The sequence below is a fragment of the Marivirga tractuosa DSM 4126 genome, from assembly GCF_000183425.1.
Taxonomy (GTDB): Bacteria; Bacteroidota; Bacteroidia; order Cytophagales; family Cyclobacteriaceae; genus Marivirga; species Marivirga tractuosa.
Genome location: NC_014759.1, coordinates 312,058 through 330,963 on the forward strand (window position 1 = coordinate 312,058; position 18,906 = coordinate 330,963).

10 protein-coding genes are annotated in these 18,906 nt (G+C 31.1%); 9 read left to right on the forward strand and 1 reads right to left on the reverse strand.

Going from position 1 to position 18,906, the window contains the following annotated elements:
- Positions 1 to 1,411: 1,411 nt before the first annotated feature.
- Positions 1,412 to 3,592: a hypothetical protein gene (locus FTRAC_RS01215; RefSeq protein WP_013452399.1), complete on the reverse strand. Its 2,181-nt coding sequence runs from the start codon at positions 3,590 to 3,592 to the stop codon at positions 1,412 to 1,414.
- A 192-nt stretch (positions 3,593 to 3,784) separates the two neighbouring features.
- Here FTRAC_RS01215 and FTRAC_RS01220 point away from each other — a divergent pair, with 192 nt between their 5' ends.
- From FTRAC_RS01220 to FTRAC_RS01260, 9 genes are all read left to right on the forward strand, one after another.
- Positions 3,785 to 4,144: an apurinic/apyrimidinic endonuclease family protein gene (locus FTRAC_RS01220; protein ID WP_013452400.1), complete on the forward strand. Its 360-nt coding sequence runs from the start codon at positions 3,785 to 3,787 to the stop codon at positions 4,142 to 4,144.
- Positions 4,145 to 4,585: 441 nt separating this feature from the next.
- The gene (locus FTRAC_RS01225; RefSeq protein ID WP_148230022.1) at positions 4,586 to 4,939 is read left to right on the forward strand and encodes a helix-turn-helix domain-containing protein; all 354 of its coding nucleotides are present in this window, start codon (positions 4,586 to 4,588) and stop codon (positions 4,937 to 4,939) included.
- Positions 4,933 to 6,255 carry a type II toxin-antitoxin system HipA family toxin gene (locus FTRAC_RS01230; RefSeq protein ID WP_013452403.1) on the forward strand — a complete coding sequence of 441 codons (1,323 nt, stop codon included), beginning with the start codon at positions 4,933 to 4,935 and terminating at the stop codon, positions 6,253 to 6,255. Before FTRAC_RS01225 ends, FTRAC_RS01230 begins: the two co-directional genes overlap by 7 nt.
- A gap of 377 nt (positions 6,256 to 6,632) precedes the next feature.
- The gene (locus FTRAC_RS01235) at positions 6,633 to 7,151 is read left to right on the forward strand and encodes an OmpH family outer membrane protein (protein ID WP_013452404.1); all 519 of its coding nucleotides are present in this window, start codon (positions 6,633 to 6,635) and stop codon (positions 7,149 to 7,151) included.
- Complete coding sequence (locus FTRAC_RS01240) at positions 7,141 to 7,674, forward strand: hypothetical protein (protein ID WP_013452405.1); 534 nt, start codon at positions 7,141 to 7,143, stop codon at positions 7,672 to 7,674. The genes FTRAC_RS01235 and FTRAC_RS01240 overlap by 11 nt, the downstream gene beginning before the upstream one ends.
- 7 nt (positions 7,675 to 7,681) lie before the next feature.
- Entirely contained in the window at positions 7,682 to 13,324 is a 5,643-nt protein-coding gene (locus FTRAC_RS01245) for a hypothetical protein (protein WP_013452406.1), read from the forward strand.
- Positions 13,248 to 14,051: a hypothetical protein gene (locus tag FTRAC_RS01250; RefSeq protein WP_148230023.1), complete on the forward strand. Its 804-nt coding sequence runs from the start codon at positions 13,248 to 13,250 to the stop codon at positions 14,049 to 14,051. The genes FTRAC_RS01245 and FTRAC_RS01250 overlap by 77 nt, the downstream gene beginning before the upstream one ends.
- Positions 14,048 to 18,490, forward strand: a complete 4,443-nt coding sequence (locus FTRAC_RS01255) for a DUF6443 domain-containing protein (RefSeq protein ID WP_013452408.1) — start codon at positions 14,048 to 14,050, stop codon at positions 18,488 to 18,490. The genes FTRAC_RS01250 and FTRAC_RS01255 overlap by 4 nt, the downstream gene beginning before the upstream one ends.
- The gene (locus FTRAC_RS01260) at positions 18,487 to 18,891 is read left to right on the forward strand and encodes a hypothetical protein (protein ID WP_013452409.1); all 405 of its coding nucleotides are present in this window, start codon (positions 18,487 to 18,489) and stop codon (positions 18,889 to 18,891) included. The genes FTRAC_RS01255 and FTRAC_RS01260 overlap by 4 nt, the downstream gene beginning before the upstream one ends.
- Positions 18,892 to 18,906 lie beyond the last annotated feature (15 nt).

Genomic DNA, 18,906 nt, shown 5'->3' on the forward strand with positions numbered 1-18,906 from the left:
TTACATTAACACAACTTGTGAATACAAATAACACGCATCTCAAAAGTATTTGGTTCGAGCAGAAAAGCTAATAATTTAAAAGGAAATTATTGAGAGATTTTTTTGAAATATCATTAAATCAAAATAGTGGCAGATACAACAATTAGATCAGGTTCCAAAAGGTTTAAATTTTTTATAGTGCAGAATATATTTTCTGTAGCTGAATGATTCAAGATTTTTTCTCTATACGCTTATTGTAACTTCATTAAATTATAAGAAATAAGGGCTTTCTAGTACTAAATCTAATCACTTTTAACATCGTAAAAAGTATTACTTATCCACAACTTGCGAATACAAATAACGAGCATCAAAACAGCACTCAATTTTGAGCAGAAAAACAAACCTAAAAATGAAAAATTAAAAGACGTTTGGAAAGAGAAGCTTAAAAAAATTGGAGTGACTATCCAATTAGAAAAGAGTACCTAAGTGTAGAAAACATACTCTGGTTAAATGATGAAAGGTTTGATAAATCATAGTCTAAAAGGGGGTGGAAAGACCCTTTTGCAAAGAGAAAACTTAGGAAGGGTGCTTGAAAAATAAGGGTAGCGAAAAGGCCCTAGAAAGGTAGGCTTTTAGGGTGTCGATTTAGGTGAATGGCTAACCCTAGCTTAAGGTGGTGATACTATGCTTTAAGCCAACCCTAATAAAAATTAAATAAATAATGCTTGAACAACCTCTGTAAAGGTCAAAATGGTAAAAGACCAGTTTTAAAAGGTTCGTCCATTATTTATAATAGAGAGTAGATTCTCTGTGGCTGAAAGATTCAAGCTTTTAATTATTTCTTCTTTTGGTAAGGTTATTAATACAGATTAAATCTACTTTTTATTAATACTAAATCTAATCACTTTTGACGTCATAAAAGTTTTACTTATCCACAACTTGCGAATACAAATAACAAGCATTAAGGCAGCACTCAAAATCGAGTAAAAAATAGCCTACTAAATCAAAAATGAAAAGGGATAGGAGGGTAGAATCATAACCAGTACATACCCTCTAATCGTAAAAGGGTAGATGTGTCTAAAAAAAGATACTACCTTAAGAATATAAGCTTTGAATTACCCTAGCCTTAAGGGATAGAATGACCCTTGACCAACCCTAATAAAACACCCTTAAAATTCACTTTAACAGTAAGGGTCGGTACCTTAAAAGGGGTAAGGGTTAAGACCCTTAAATTGCTTAGGTAATAGTCCCTTCCAAGGGTAAGGGAATAGGGTCTCGAAATGGTAGGGTCTTAGGGTATTAATTTAGAGTAAAAAGGGTAGGGTATAAGGATAGTTAAAGACCCTTTAATAAAAGGGTAGATTTATTCCCAATCGGTATAGGTAAATATCCAGAACTTTTTAAGTTTTAGATACTTTAAATAATTCGCTGCTCACAGAATTTTGATTCTTTTATCAAGTTCAATATCATTCCTGATTTGTTTAGCTATTTTTTCATAGCTTCCTCTCTTAACATAATTGTCATGTGATGAAATAACCATTATTCTTTTGTGGTATCTTGAACCTTTACAATTTATCTGAACTTGAAAATTAGATCTGACATCAGTTGGCTCAGTTAAGGGTATGAGTACTCCTTCAGAAAGCTCAGTGACTTCCTTTTGGATTTCATGTTTTTTATTGTGAGGTGGTTTTTCTCTCTTATTTCGAGTGGTAGCTAATTTTATACCGGTCTGCATTTCGTAGCATGGCTTAAACTGGCAAGTCAATTTTTTATTACTTTTAATTTTGTTGCATACCTCAAAGGCTCTAATAAATGATACACATCCGCATACTGAATGTTTAAGCGCCAAATATGATTGATTATCAATAAAATTATGGCTGTGACTTACTATTTTGAAATCATTTCTATCTTCAAATAGATATTTTATATTCTTGAAGGACTTATCTCTCAACTTATTGTCAGTTTTCAAATGTATCTGCGGTAATTCAGGTGCTTTTGTATTGTTGCCTAAACGCAGCTGATCATTGTGTTTTTGAGCCAATATTTTCGATTCTACATATTCTTGATAGTTTGAAATTTGATTCTTGTCATAATTATTTACAAGAATGATTTTTTTCATTGTATTGGTTTTCGGTTGAGCTGTATCTATATTACGATGTGGTCTTCTATTCCTGATTGTTTTTGCCTTCTGTTTTATTTTGCCTTCAAGTCTCCTAAAATGCCAGTTAAGCTTTTCAATTTTAAAACCTGTCAAAGAAATAATAATAGTTTTTTCTTCATTTTCTGCTTTACAGATTAATAATTTTATTTCTGACTTTTTTAGTTTGGTGTGATAATCAACTGGCTTTTCTATTGTGCAAGACATAGATTCAAGGATCTTGTTGATATTCAGAATTTTGTATCCATTTTTCATGCAATGATTTTGCAATTCTGATAGCTTGTTCTGAATATTACAAATGAAACAGACATGAGAGCTGGTTCTATTCTGTTCTTTATCCAAATAGAGTTTCGATTCGCTTATTTTAAAGACATGATTTCTTTTACATTTTAGTAGTAAGAATGTAGAATGATGACTATTAAGGTTAATAAGCCTTTTTACAAATTTGAAATTGTTTCCATAGACCATCTGAACCTTTTCTTTGCATCTTTTTAATACTCTGTCATTCGAGGAGAAATAGTCAAGAATTTCACTCTCGTTTATGGTAGGCGGAGGACAATTATGGGTTTCATGAAAAAGTTTATTAACGAAGGAAAATGCTTTTTCATGACTTTCCTTTTCTGAGAGACTATATAATCGTCCTTCTCTACTTTTAAACGCGTTCAGTCTAATTAATTCTATGCCTGAATTTTTGGTGAATGCATCCTTTAGATTATCATGAATTTTTCTTTCATTAAATTTTTCAATTGCCTGGTTCCTATCCAATTCATAAGAAGGTTCCTTGTGTTGAATACCATCTACCTCTACTAACTTATTGAGATCTGGAAAAAAGTAATCAAAGGAAAGTTTACCATCTTTGATTCCTGTAAGTCCATCAAATGATTTTTCCGATTCAAAACTCAATCCATACTTTAGGGAGAAGAATCCAATTAAATTTGATAACCATGACTCGCGAGGGCTTGAAGAATACTTAAGTCCAATGTTTTTCCTGAATTTATCATAGGTTGTATTAATCAAAAGATCCTTTTTATTTATTGAAGTACTTAACAAGGTTTTAACTCTAATTGGAACATGACGTCTATTTTTATTTGCTTTTTTTCGGAATAAAATTGAGATATCCTTTTCATCGGTCAAGAGCTCGAAGAGGTTTCCATGTGTGCCAAATCTATCTTTGCTTTCTACATAGGTTTTAATGTGATCGAAAGTCATGTGATTGCAATTGGAGGGGTCGCATTTACTACAAGGTGTTATGGACTTATAATCTCTTCCGTAGCGAGCTAAATCATAAGTCTTTACTGGCTTTTCAATCTTTCCATGCTCCTCACAAATTAGATAAACCTTCTGTTTCACATCAATAAATTCATCTAGGTTTTTGATCTGCGATTTTTTTAAGTCAAGATGCATGTTGGTAGGCAATAAGGATTGACAATAATTGCCCGTGTATTTTTTGATCATAACTATTTTAGTTGGTGAAAAAATATTTAATGTTCGTTTATTTTAGATTTACTTTTAAGCGTATTTCTCACTAATTTTAAAGTAATCAGAGTTTTCTATATCTTGCATTTTCCTAGCATGTCAAAACCCAAGTGTAGAGATAACGCTATTAAATAATTAAATGTTGCATATATTCTACAAATAAAATAAATTATGTCCATTCGGGAAAGAATTTTGTTATACTTAGATTTTAAAAATCAAAGTATAAGGTCATATGAGAAAATTAATGGCTTTGGTAATGGAAGCATAGGTAAGTATCTGAAAGGTGAGCAAAAGACTATGGGCTTAGATAAATTAGAAAAGATGCTCATTATTGATTCATATTTAAGTGCAGAATGGTTATTAAGGGGAGAAGGGGAGATGTTTATTAAGGAAGACTTAAAAGTAATAAGTGATAAGCCTATTGATTTTACACTATCTTTTACGCTAGTTGATGGTAAAATATCAGTAAGAAATCTTAAGCGAGAAATTGATAATTTGAAATCCATACTAGACAAGCATAATTTAAGTTAATCTCTTAATTTTAGTATACTCTTCCCATTTCAGACATTAAATTCTACCTACGAAGTTTTTTGTCGTATTTGATAATCAAAATAAACAAATAGAGTTCATTAAAATTATTATAACATTATTTAATTATTTTATTGTGAAATTAAATTTAGTAGTTTAAAATTGAGTATCTTATCTAAGTCAATGACTTTGTAAGGTTTTGGTTGAAATATAGCCGTCAGGTGGGGATCTGGCGGCTTTTTTTTGCTTTTTAAATTCTACACCACTCAACATTGCGAGATTTTGGATAACAAGATTTGACCTGAAAATTAAAATTAATGCTTGTAAAAACCATTATTAAACTATATTAATACGTTAAAGATGGTAAATACCAACAAAAAATATATTTTTTTATTTGTTTTAATTGTTGGTATAAGCTAACTTTAATACTACTAAAGGTAATTAATGATGGTAAAAACCAACAATAACTTAATTCAAATGTCTGATTCGGCCTTAATTGGTCAAATCGGCATCTTTATTAAGGGTAAAAGAACCGATAAAAATCTTACTCAGGCTCAATTAGCTCAAGCATCTGGGCTCAATCGATGGACAATCAGTCAAATCGAAAATGGTGAGTCTATCAATATATCCAGTTTGATTCAAATCTTAAGGGCTTTAGATTCACTGTACGTTTTAAGTGAGTTTGAATATAAGGAAGTGATAAGCCCTCTGGAATATGCGAAATTAAAAAAGAAGCAAAAACAAAGGGTTCGAAATCAGTCAAGGAAAACACCTGATAATGAGGATTTAGGATGGTAGATGTGGCAGAAGTGAAAATATGGGGAGAATTAGCAGGCGCAGTTCGTTGGGATAATGATCAGCAGTTAGCTTATTTTCAATATGATCCTGACTTTATTGAGAGAGGATGGGATTTATCTCCACTTAAAATGCCCATTTCCAATGGCTCTAGAATTTACAGTTTTCCAGAGCTAAGAAAGGGGAGAGGTGAATTAGAAGATACTTTCAAAGGATTACCAGGTATGTTAGCGGATGCCTTGCCTGACAAATATGGTAATAGATTGATTAATATTTGGTTAGCGCAAAATGGCAGGGCAGAGAATAGTATGAATCCTGTTGAAAAACTTTGTTTTATTGGGAAACGGGGAATAGGAGCACTTGAATTCGAACCTGCTAGTATTTCTAGCGGTACCAAAAGTTTCTCCTTAGAAATCGATAGTCTAGTAGAAGTGGCCAAAAGAATGTTGAGTCAAAGGGAGCAATTTTCAACTAATTTAAATAAGGAAGATGAAAAAAGCATTCACGAGATTTTAAAAATCGGGACTTCTGCTGCCGGTGCAAGACCGAAGGCAGTAATAGCCTATAACCCAAAAACAAAAAAAGTCCGCTCAGGACAAGGTAATGTAACCAAATCTTTTCAGCATTGGTTGATCAAATTAGATGGAGTAAGCGGTGAACAATTTGGTGAAACTTCTGGCTGGGGTAGAGTGGAATTTGCTTATTATTTGATGGCGAAGGATTGCGATATTGAGATTTCTGAATGCAAATTATTGGAAGAGAACGGTAGAGCTCACTTTATGACTAAAAGATTCGATCGTGATGAAAATACCAAGCATCATGTCCAATCGCTTTGTGGACTACAACACTATGATTTTAATGACATGGATGGCTATAGTTATGAGCAGGTATTTCAAACCATGCGACTGTTGAGATTAAGTTATCCGGAAGCAGAGGAGATGTTTCGAAGGATGGTTTTTAATGTGTTGGCCACAAACTATGATGATCATACCAAGAACTTTTCTTTTATCCTGAAAAAAGATGAAAATTGGAGATTAGCTCCGGCTTATGATTTATGCTTTTCTTTTGCACCTAACAATCATTGGGTAAGTAAACAAACACTTAGTGTCAATGGAAAAAGATTGAACATTGAAAAAGAAGATCTTATGACCATAGCGAAGGATAATAATATAAAAAAAGGTGAGAAAATCATCGCTCAAGTGAATGAGGTGGTTAAATCATGGAGTAGATATGCCAATGAAGCTAAAGTCAGTAGTGAACTGACCAAAAGGATTGAAGAGAATTTGAATACGCTTTTGGACTTACATAAGTTTTCTTAGATAATTCTCAAATCCAAAGCTTTTTTTATTGAAAAATTAGTATATGTCAATTAATACCAATATTAATACATTTTTTATTGATTGAGTATCCTTTTATAATCTATCTGAAAACAATTGAGTTTTTATTTTCATAAATGATATTTATATTTTTAGTTTTATCGAAAAATTTATGTTTTCTATCGAATATATAAACAAATTTTAAATTTATAGTTAATTGTATTATTTGGGGAATACTATTTCCTTATAGTGTTTTATGCTCATTTGTATGGAAACATTAGTAGATAAATAAGGCGGTCAGCATTAGAAATAATGAATTAACGAAAAGTATTTTTAAAATAATTCCATTAAACTTGCAGCTTAGTTTTCAAAAAAGTTACATGAAATACCTTATTTACCTGATAATCTTAACTTTTTTAGGGTTAAACATTTATTTGTTTATTGATTCATTTTACACAAAAGAAATTGCTTTTGTAGATACTATACGAGTGGTAAAAGAATATGAAGGAACGCGCATTGTTCAAAAGGAATTGGATTCGAAATTTAGTGACGAGAAAGCAATATTGTCAGAATTAAACAAACGAATTCTTGATTTACAAAATAAAGAATCTAGTTTAAACAATGAAGATACTGAATTATTGAAAAAGCTCAAAAAGGCATTTCAAGTACAAAGACAAGCCTACCAAGAAAAGATTGCCGAACGGCAGGATATATTAATGTCAGGTACAATTAACCAGATAAACTCCTATGTCAAAAAATACGCTATTCAAAACAATATCAAGCTTGTACTAGGTAGTAATTATACAGGCAATATAATTTATGGTAACGAATCCATTGAAATTACAGATGAAGTAATCAAATATTTAAATCATAATTATTCTAAGAGTAATGCAGAATAAAATAGGATTCTATTTAATTTCATTTTTTATTATTCTTTTTACTAATTGCAGTAGTGATGATTTAAAGAATCCAATACAATTTAAATCATTGAATGGTTTAAATATTAAGCTGAATCTTTTGAATCCTGAATTTATAGCGAAAAGAGAACTGGGAAAAGATGCGTATAATGAGCCAACACTTCTCGATAGTTTAATTAATGTCTATAAAGAATCAATAAATTTACAAGTAGAATTATCTGCTAATGATAGTCAAGGAATTGAACTTAATAGGTTAACAGAAAACTATTGTTATCAGAACTTTTATTTAAAAATAGATGGTCAATCTTTTAATCCAATATTAGTATTAATTGAAGATCAACAGATGATATCTGGTAAGTTAATAATTCACATGATATTCAGTCAACCACCTGCACAGATTGTTGATAATTCCACAAATTTTAAAATTCAATTTGATGATTTGCTATTTGAAACTGGCATCAATCAATTTCAATATTCAACTAAACTCATAAACTACAATAAATAATTGCTAAATGAAGATATTTAGAACATCTTTCTCCAAAAAGTTAATGATGTGTTTTGTAATCAACTTTATGTTTACAACATGTTTCCCTTTTGGGGTATTTGCATTAACCTCTGGTACAAATTCACCTGAATTTAGTTCTTTTACTCCCGTTTCAAGTAATAATATGGTTAATACTTTTACTGGTGACTTTAATTATAATATCCCTGTGATTGAGATACCAGGCCCGCATGGAGGTGGTTACGCTATGTCCTTAAGTTATAATGGATCAGTTATTTCTGGTGAAAAAGAATCTTCTTGGGTTGGTTTTGGTTGGACATTGAATCCTGGTGCAATTACTAGAAATACAAGAGGGTTTCCTGATGAGTATAATGGAAATGAAATAAAATATTATAATAAAAATAGACCAAGCTGGACTGCAACTTCTTCCAATTTTGTTGGCCTAGAATTATTCTCTAATGATACACCTTTAGGAATAAGTGCAGGTAAAACTAATAGATTTAATAATTATACAGGTTATTATAAAATAACAAATATTGGGCTAAACTGGAAAGGAATAGGTTTAAATGTTAGTTTAAGTCCAAATGGCACTACATTTTCACCCACTTTATCTCCTTTACAATTAATTTCATCAAATAATTCTGAAAGAGAAGATGATAGGAAGACTTTAGAAAGTGCGGAAAAGGACGGGATTGATACTAAGTTTAATAAAGATTATTTTAAACCTGAAAATCTTGTTAAAAGTGCAGTTACCAATTATCAAATCAGTTTATATAATGAGGCAGTAAAACCCACCTTCATTTCAGAATCAAAAGGTTTTGCAGCAAATTGGTCCTTTGGTTTGCAAGTAACTCCTGGTCCTGTTCCAATTGGCATTCAAACTGGAATATCAGGTAATTTTAATTTGAGATATAATAAGATACTTAATAATGCAAATGCATATGGTTATCTAAATACCCCTAATTCCTCTGATGAAAATGTTATGATGGATTATTATGTTGAAAAAGGCTCAATGTTTAAAGAAAGAGATATTTTTATCGGAATGCCTTTTAATAACCATGATATATTTAGTGTTGCTGGAGAAGGGTTGCAAGGTGGATTTAGAGCATATTTGAATTCGACTGGTAGCTATGGCCCAAATCATATAACTAATTCATTTGGTGTAGGGCAAGCAGGTTTTGAAGTTGCGTTAGGAATGGAGATCGGAGCTGGGTTAAGAATTGGCTTAGGTTATCATCAAACAAAAATAGATTCATGGGAATATACCTCTGGATCTAAAGGAAATTTTTCAAATGATGCTGTATTTAGATTTGAAGGAGATATGGCAGATGAAATGAATTTGAAGAGTCTTAAAAATGATGCAAAAGTTAGTAGTGATGCTGAATACACCCCTCTCGTTACACCTGTAAATATACCAATCTTCATGAAAAGGAATATAAATGGTAAAGGCGGGGTAGGATTAGAACCTATTTCAAGCTCATCTCATATTTCAGAGAAATACGGAAGTTCAGGACTGGATGGATTTGATATTTATAACAAATCAGGAGTTCGATATCAATACAATAAACCATTGAGAGTTCGAAATGAGTCATCTATTTCAATTGATGTAAATGAAGATGATTATATTCAAAATCGATATTTAGCCTTCAAAGAATTAAAGCTCAAGAACAGTGGAAATGGAGATTATACTGCTTCAGTTGAGGACCTTCAAACAAGTCATCACCGAATTTTTACTGGTCAAATAGACAACAATACATATTCCAAAAGTTATCTGTTAACAGAGATTCTATCTCCAAACTATGTTGATGTAACTAATAATGGGGTTTCACACGATGATTTTGGCGGTTGGACAAAATTTACATATAGAGACATTTATGGTCCTTCAAATGATAGTTGGTATAGATACAGAGCTCCGTATAATGGATTGCTATATAATCAAAATTCAATTTCAGATACTAAAGATGATATAGGAAGTGTTACAACTGGTGAAAAAGAGGTTTCATATCTTGGAAGAGTTGAGACTAAAACACACGTAGCTTTTTTTGTAACCAACAAATCAGATTTTTCTGAAAACACTTTAAATGAAAGGCAAAATGAATTCCTTACGGGGTCAAATATTGAAAGAAAGGATGGATTGAGTGCACCGAAACTATCAAGTACTGATGATCCTGCAGCAGCAAATGGAAATGTACATGGTGATGAAGATTTAGAATACCTGGAAAAAATTGTACTTTTTTCAAGAAATAACAATGGTGAACTTTCTTCTAATCCGATTAAAGTTGTAAGATTTGAATATGATTATAGCTTAGTTCCAAATGTACCTAATAATTCTAGTAGTAATTTCGATTATATGAATTCAACTAATTCTGTAAATAGCAATACGGGTAAATTAACTTTGAGAAAAATGTGGTTTGAACATGGGGGAGTTATTCCTGCCAAAATTAGTCCATATGAATTTGGATATAATTATCCAAAGTCAAGTGATTTAAAAAAAGGAGGAGAGTATTTTGAGGCGTATGATCACTTAACTGAGAATTACCAAAATCCTAAGTACCAGCCATATTCTTTGGATTCATGGGGGAATACAATGATTAATGGAGAGAAAAGGAAAGAAAATCAAATTCCTTGGATAGATCAAGGTGCATACTATGAAGATGAGTTGATTGAGTTTGATCCTGCAGCTTATCATTTAAAAACGATAAAATTGCCATCAGGAGCAACTTTCCATATACAATATGAACAAAAGGATTATAAGTTTGTCCAAGATGAGCAAGCAATGGTAATGGCAAATATTGAGGGATCAAAAAATACAGGTCTTGCTAATTTTAATTCCTATGAATCAAACCCTTCTTATATAATTGATGCTAAAGATTTAGGCATAAATCCTGAAAATCTAGATGAATTGTATTATGCAAAAGATATGATAAATCAGCATTTTAATTCGACTTCAGGGGAAGAAGTAAAAAATAAAATATATTTTAAATTTTTATATGCATTGGTGGGTAATAACCCCTCCTTGGATAATTGTAAATCTGACTACGTTACGGGCTATTCAAATTTTGATAATGCTGAAATTGTCGAAATTGATGGCGAAAATAAAATTCAAATAACCTTATCTGGTGAAGGTACAAATAATGGAGAAAGAGCATTGGTGCCAAGAGAGGCTGGTTATGAATTTGCTGTAAATCAAAGACAAGGTAAGTTGAATTCTTCTGATTGTATTGATCCTTTTCTTGAAGCAAAATATGACGAAGTAATAACAGAATCAGTTTATGATTATTCTGGTGATTTCACTCCTTTTTTGACATTTACTGTCGGAGTTTCCTTATTAAAGGATTTAGCTTTTTCCTCATTCTATAATCAAAATGGTTCTTATGGAAATATTGCGGGTAACCTTAAAAGAGCTGATGTCTGTGCTTCAATGAATAATGAACTTTCATTTCTTAAACTCCCTATGTTCAAAGCCAAAAAGGGAGGTGGAGTCCGTGTTAAAAGGTTGCTAATGTCAGGCTCGAGCCTTGAAGAGGGGGACGATTACATTTATGGAAAAGAATATTTTTATGAACTTGAGGATGGTACATCTAGTGGTGTTGCTACTAACGAACCTCCTGGCAATAGAGAAGAAAATCCATTGGTTAATTTTATGCCCAGAGAAAATCAAAAATGGTTGAATAGATTAATTTCAGGTGAAGACCGAGAGCAATCAGAAGGACCATTAGGTGAAAGTATCTTGCCAGCTGCTACTGTAGGTCATAGTAGAGTTATTGAACAAAATATTCATACTGGAAAAACAGGTACTGGTCATACTATTCATGAGTTTTTTACTGCAAAAGACGCTCCAGTAACTAAGACTTATAGCCGAAGGGATTTGTCTAAATATGATTTTAGTGGAAAGGCAACTGAAAGAACAAATCTAAATAAACCGGAAGAGGATAGATTTAATATTAACATGGGAGTTGTAAATTTTGGAATAGATAAAATTTGGGCAACTCAAGGTTTTAGGTTTATCCAAAATTCAATACATGGGACTACTAAAAAAATTAGTCAATATGCTTCAAAATATATATCAGGGATTCCAAGTGAGGTTATTGTAAGCTACAAAGAGTATGATTATTATGAGGTAGGAGAAAAAGTAGAAATGTGGGGTTTTGATAATACAGGTAAGTTAAAAGTTGAAAGGAAAAGTCCGGGAAAGACAATTGATTTTACTCAGGAGTCAAGGAGAGTGAAAGATTTTAGTCTTGATTTATCTATTGAATTAGATATTGGTGTGGGAGCTGTACCAGTACCTACAATCTTTGTAAGTTTATTCCCTTCTTTAACTCAATTAAATAGTATGGTTGCTAATCATTCTAATACTAAAGTTATTAGTTATCCAACCGTATTAAAAAAAGTATCTTCTTTCTCTGAGGGGGTATATGCTGAACAAGAATTTCTTGCATTTAATAAACAAACGGGTAGTCCTGTTTTAACTAAGTTTAATGACAGTTACACAAAAGGGGATATTATAAAAGATAATATATTTGAGCTAAATATTCCAGCTTCATGGGTATATGAGGGAATGGGGGCCAAAAGTGAGAATGAATCCTCTTCTAATCAGTTAAATGCAACAACAGCTAAATATTTAGTATACAATACTAAACCTGATGCTGAATGGTTTAATAATCCGGTTAATTTAATTGAAACTAGTATAAATACTTTTTCAAATGACTGGACAAGTTCTTGGGATGATCAAAAAGTAAAAGAGCGATATAATTTGTCAGACAATTCAGACTTGATTTCTAAATTAAACGGTATTTGGCGAAATGAATCAAGTTATATATATAAATCAGAGAGCGTTAATGGTACAGAAGATACTAATCAACAAGGGATGTTTGATATTTCCCAACCCTTTTCATGGGATAACCTTGATGAGCTAGGGGCTAGTTGGATAAAAACAAATGAAATTCAATTATATTCTCCTCATGGTGATGTTCTTGAAGATAAAAATGTTCTGGATATTTCAAGTGCTGCTTTTTATTCTGCAGAATTGACTGTAAATGCCCCTGTGATGGTTACACAAAATGCAACTTACGATAATATTTACTTTAATAGTTATGAATCATCAGGAAATGATAGAGCAAATAAATCCCACAGTGGTTATCAGTCTAAAGTATTAAGTTCAGCGGATGATTTATCTGATGGTCAGATTATAATTGATAATCAAATAATGCAGGAAGGAGCATTAGCATTTTTCTGGTTAAATAAAAAGGATAATAATTTATTGATGGAAATTGAAGGCACTAGCATTGCACCAACATTGAAGACTCAAGTAGGTAATTGGTACCTTTATAAGACTTCTATTGATAAAAATGTCTTTACCAATTCAACAATAGGCAATCCAATTACTATCAATGTAAATAGTTCAGAAAGCGGAGAGATATTAGTTGATGATTTTAAATTCCAACCGATGGAATCGTCATCGACTTGTTTTGTTTTTGATCTTGATAATTTCAGATTGTTAACCAAGTTTGATAATCAGCATTTTGGAATGTATTATCAATATGATCAGAAAGGAAAGCTTATTCGAAAAATTATTGAAACGGAAAGAGGAAAAAAATCATTACAAGAAACTTTTTATAATACCCCAAGAACTGAAAGAGCTGGTGAATAGAATTCTAAAAAATATATTTTTTATACTTATTCTAAGTTTAGTTTCTAGTCAAACTATTGCTCAGAATTATGAAGCTTGCAAAAATACTCTAATTGATGCTATAAGTAATCTCAATTTAATAGAGAAGCCTTCAGGAAATCGAGTTTACGAATTATCAATGACTGTTATAAATATAAGTAAGAATAATCAATATGATATTCCTCAGGAATTAGCTTCGACAACTTATATAAATAGAGATTCTAGAGTTTTTAAATCTGAAAAGATTTCTTTATTTCAAAATGAAAAAGAATCATTTGCTGTGGTACATCCATCAGAAGCAATTTTTTGGACTGATATGGTAGAGGATACAAATCGATATGAAAGAATTGACGAATTGTCAAATTTAAAAATCGAATATTTTAAAAAAACTGAGGTCATTGGTTGTGTTGAATTCAATAAAGATAACATTAATTTCAAGTCAATTACTGTAATACCTGTAAAAGATTCTGCTAATGTTATTTCAACTTACACTTTCTTAATTAGCTCTGATAAAAAAAGCTTGAAAAAATTAACAGTCAAATTTAAGGATGAACATATTCTTGACCAGCAGGAATTTATAATTAACAATCTTGATTTTAATTCAGATTTCAGAATGCCTGAAATACGTGATTTAATATTTGATCGCAATACAAATAATTTATTAAATAAGTACAATAGCTATAAGCTTATAGACAATAGAGAAAAATGAATTTGAACAAATTAAAATTTGGTGTAATTACAAGTTTTTTGATTATTGTATTAAGCAATTCAATTGCTTTTTCTCAAGATACCTGTGATGTCTTTAAACTTGATAATCCTCAAAACCTTAGTACAAATGAAGGTACTCAGTGGCTGGAATTACCATCTAATTTTAGCTTAGATGTGCGTTATCAAAAAGCTGAAGTATATTTTGACATGAAGGTTGAAGATTTAGAAGATATAGCTGAAAGTGTGGTTGAATTTCGTTTAACAGCTTTCAATGAGTCTCAAGAGGTTCCAAATATTTTTCAAAACTCTTCATATAAACTTACTATTGATAATGATAAAAGAGAAAATAGACTCAGATTAGATATAATTGATTTTGTTATTGATAACAGTTTGCCTTTTAACAGAATTTCTGTAGAAGTAATTAATTTCTCAGGTCAAAATGTACAATTTCTGACCAATTATAATTTTAAATTAGGCTTTGACGTAACCGATGCAAAAACTCAAATTAAGAATCTGAAAATTAAGCAAGAAACACAAGAAGTTGAATTTTCATGGGAGGATACATTTCCCGTAAATAACTATCAAATAGAAGTTGTAAAACTTGAAAACAAATTTCAAAATTTTGCTGTAAAGGAAACTTCAGTAAAAACTATTGTTGAATGGAAAAATGCATTGATTTTCAACATATCTGCGGATGTTCAGGATGATAATGGATCCATTACTAAGACGACTTCTTTTTCTCTCGGACAAGGTACAGGTTTTTATGTTTTTAGAGTTAGACCTATTGGTAATTTTCATGGAGGCGGAGTTGTAAATGAAAATAATTTTGGTTTATGGACGGAAGGACCTGAAAATGAGACTATTGTTGAGCTTGATCTTGAAAGTGATGAATATCCATCCTTACCATATTTTTATTTTCAGGATGTTGATGAAAATAAAAATTGGATTTACTCCAGAACATTTACTGAAGGAGGAAAAATACGAGAAAATATTGTATATGCTAATTCTTTGCTACAACCAAGACAGCAAACTACCTATATTCCATCACAGAACATTAGTATCATTACTCATACCATTTTAGATAATACAGGTAGGCCTACCTTAGTTACATTGCCTACACCTGTTGAAGGCAAAAGATTATCTTATGCAGAGAATTTTGCTTTGTCTAATGAAACTAATGATTTATATAGTGCAATAGATTTTGATGAAGATGGGAATTTTGAAGACCCTGCTAAAATGAAGGGAATTAGCTATTATGATGGAAGTAATTCATTAATTCCTGATGCAGAAGGATTCCCTTATACTAGAACTTTGTATTATAATGACGGAACAGGAAGAGTAAAAGAACAATCAGGAGTAGGAGAAACTTTTAAAGCTGGGAGTGGGAAAACAACCAGGTATTATTATTCAACTGCTTCAGAGTCCGAATTGATAGCAATGTTTGGTAAAGAAGCTCCTAATAATGAATCTGTATCTAAGATAATTACTGTTGATCCAAATAATGTAGTTTCAATAAGTTATAAAAACATGGAAGGTAATGTAATTGCAACTGCAATGACTTTTCTAGAAAATCAAAATGATTCAGATAATATGTCAATTCCAGATAGTGAGTCAATAAATACTATGCAGGTAGTTGATAAAATTACTTCTAATTCAAGAATTGAAAATGGCTTTACCAGTAGTAAGAAAGTAACTATTTCAAACGATGGTACTAGTTTTAATTTGTCTTATAAAATCAGATGTGAGCAGTTAGAATCACTATGTTATTCAAATAATATTGATTGTAATTATGTAGTAGATTTTAAAATCTATAAAGTTGATGATTTTACAAATGAGTTAATAAATGAATATACAAATGTTGAGTTAAGTAATTGTCAAGTAATTGAAGGTGAAGACGAACAGTTTAAAATCACCGAAAATCCAATTGATATGGTGTTAAATTCTGGAACCTATGTTATTCAAAAAGTACTTAAGCCTACCAATATTGAAAGTAGTGTTAGTTCTAATGGGGAACAAATTAATAATCAAATAGCCCCGATTACTGAAATGATTTCGGGATGGCTTGAAGGAGTTGAAACACCAAATATGTTACAAAATTATTTTAACAGTTTAGAGAATCTTAAAAATGCTATAAATAATCAAGATTTGGAAAATTTTACAAATCAAAATAGTGTAGATTTTCCAGTAGATATTCCATCTGAATTCTTTAGTTCAATTTATAATACATATTACAATGAAGAACAAGAAGTATATTTCAGAGACCTATATTATATGGAATTGGTTAGGGCTAACAATGGAAACGTTGTGGGAATAAATTTTGTAACACCGTGTTGTTCTGAAATGTCTATACCTGTGAATTGGACTCCTCCTTTTGATTGTAATATTGATGATAAGGATAATAATGGAGTAGTTGATTATGATGAAACTCCTGATTTTGAACAATATGCTTTTGACCTTTTAAGTGATGTGATTGATGAAGAAACTATGTATAGTGATTATATGACTGGTTGGGAAAGAGGAGTTTTAAACAAGATGATTCATCATATGTTGATTGATGAGTATGAAGGTACAAATACAACTGCTAGTGATATTGAAAATGGATTATTACCAAATAGAGTACAATATACTTGTGAAGAGCTATTTGACTGTTGGGAAGGGGCTATTTTAAATTTGAAGAATCAATTTGTAAATGATATAAATAATGGAGGTGAAGGAGGGGTAAATATATCAGAAGAATTTGATGACCAATATGAAAATGATGAATCTGATGATAAGTATGGTAAAGATCACGATTCCCATTTTGACGATAATTATAAACCTACAGGAATTCTAAAAGGCTTAAAAAAATGGGTTGTAAAAAGAAAAATATCAAAAGTGTTAAGAGAAGAACAATCTGGAACAGATGGTAATGTAACACCAGAACCACCTTCAATGCATTTGATAAAAACCTTTCTTGATTGTACTGGATTAAAATTTGCAAAAGTTAATACAGTTGTAGATGCAAAGCCTATTTCTCAAGATATTTTAAGTGGCTTTGCTTATATCAATGATGCTCCTGATAATGCACCAATCTCATTGTCTTTTAATACTGTTACGCAACTAGATTATTTTACAACGAGTAATTACCAACAAAACGGGAAATTAAAGTATGTTCCGTTATCTGACTGGACTCCGGAATCTTTGAACGGAAAGAGATTATTCAAATACATAAAGAATCCTGTTTTTGCATTTAAATATTTTGAATATGAGAATTACGGAGAATATCAAGACCTAGAACAGCAAACTTGTTTTGTTGATCCAAATGATTGTTTTCAAATGGAAGATGGTAAAATCAAGTTAGACGCAAATAATAATCCTGTTATCATTCCCTGTTGTGAAGGAGATAATTGTTATACAGATAGCGATTATCCTGCAACCAATGCAAGTAAATCAATAGTTAATAATTTCTGTGGGGTAGGAAGAGTTAAATGTGAATCTTATTATGATGAATGGACCTCTGAACAGCTATTTACCTTTTACAAAATGTATTTAGGATACAATCCTACAGAGATTGAGCTTGAGGAAGATTTTGATGTGACTTGTGAAGATTTTGTAAATGAAAATGAGTGGTATGAGTTGATTAATTTGAGTGAAAATTTACCTCTTTTAGTTAATGGGAATACTTATTCGAATTATGATCAAACTACTAAATCTTATTTTGCTCCTTTAACATTCGATAAGGATGGTCAAACATTGACGACTTTTAGCATGGTTGAAAAAGAGATGAGTTCATTTATTTCACAATGTGAAAGTGGTTGTGAAAGTAAAAGAAGTGAGATTAGAAAGAAAATATATGATGTTTTGAATGAAAAATGTTATGTAATTGGTGAATGCAGAACGGAAGATGAAAACACTTCTCATATTGTTCCAGAGTCAGATATAGATTTAATGGTAGATGCTGTGGTGGAACAATGTTTGACTCAATGTAACTTGACAACTTTTTCTTGTGATACATGGAATTGTCGTGATATAAATACCCCATATACAGAAACTGGCGTAACTACAAATAGTTCTACTATGGAATTTGGAATGGGCGGTCATCCTGACCCATCTACAGTTAGTAAGGATGATAATGTAAGCAGTTATTACGTCAATGTTGATTTTGATGGTGATGGGAATAATGATGCTAGAAGATATACCGTACCAGAAGATGGTGGCAATTTTTCTTGGTTTGAATATACGCTTTTAAAACAAGTGGAAGAATGGGAATTGAAATTGGACTTACCTACAAAATGTGCTGATGATACTGACGAATCTGTAGCAGTTTCAAATAATACTTTCGTTCCAAAAGAATCCTATGAGGTAAATAAACAAGGACTGGATGTAGTCAATAGTGTTATTTTTACTGAACCAATAATTTCCCCTACAATTAATATTGAAATAAACGCAGGACAAGAATGAGAATATTTTTAATTATAATTTTTTTAGGTTGTAGTTATATCTCTTCCGCACAGGTCAATCTGTATAATTTAAAGGTAACTGAGGTTATTAATAATGAAGGAGATGTAGAAGATTTAGGAATTGAGTTTATGGTGTCAGATGTAAACCAAATCAATTCAGTTGTTATTACACTAAATCTTGATGGAGAAAAGGTGGATGATTATATTTTTATAAAAAATGTAATTGATAATAATTTGGTATTGGTTAGGGATGAGAATACATCATTTTTTGATGGACATCAAATAACCATATTGTTAGTGGGGAAGAATGAAATTCTCCCTACATACGATAAACTCCAATTATCTGCTGTTACAATTGATGGTAAACAAAGTAATACTCTGACATTTAGATTAACTGAATAATACCCTTTATCAATT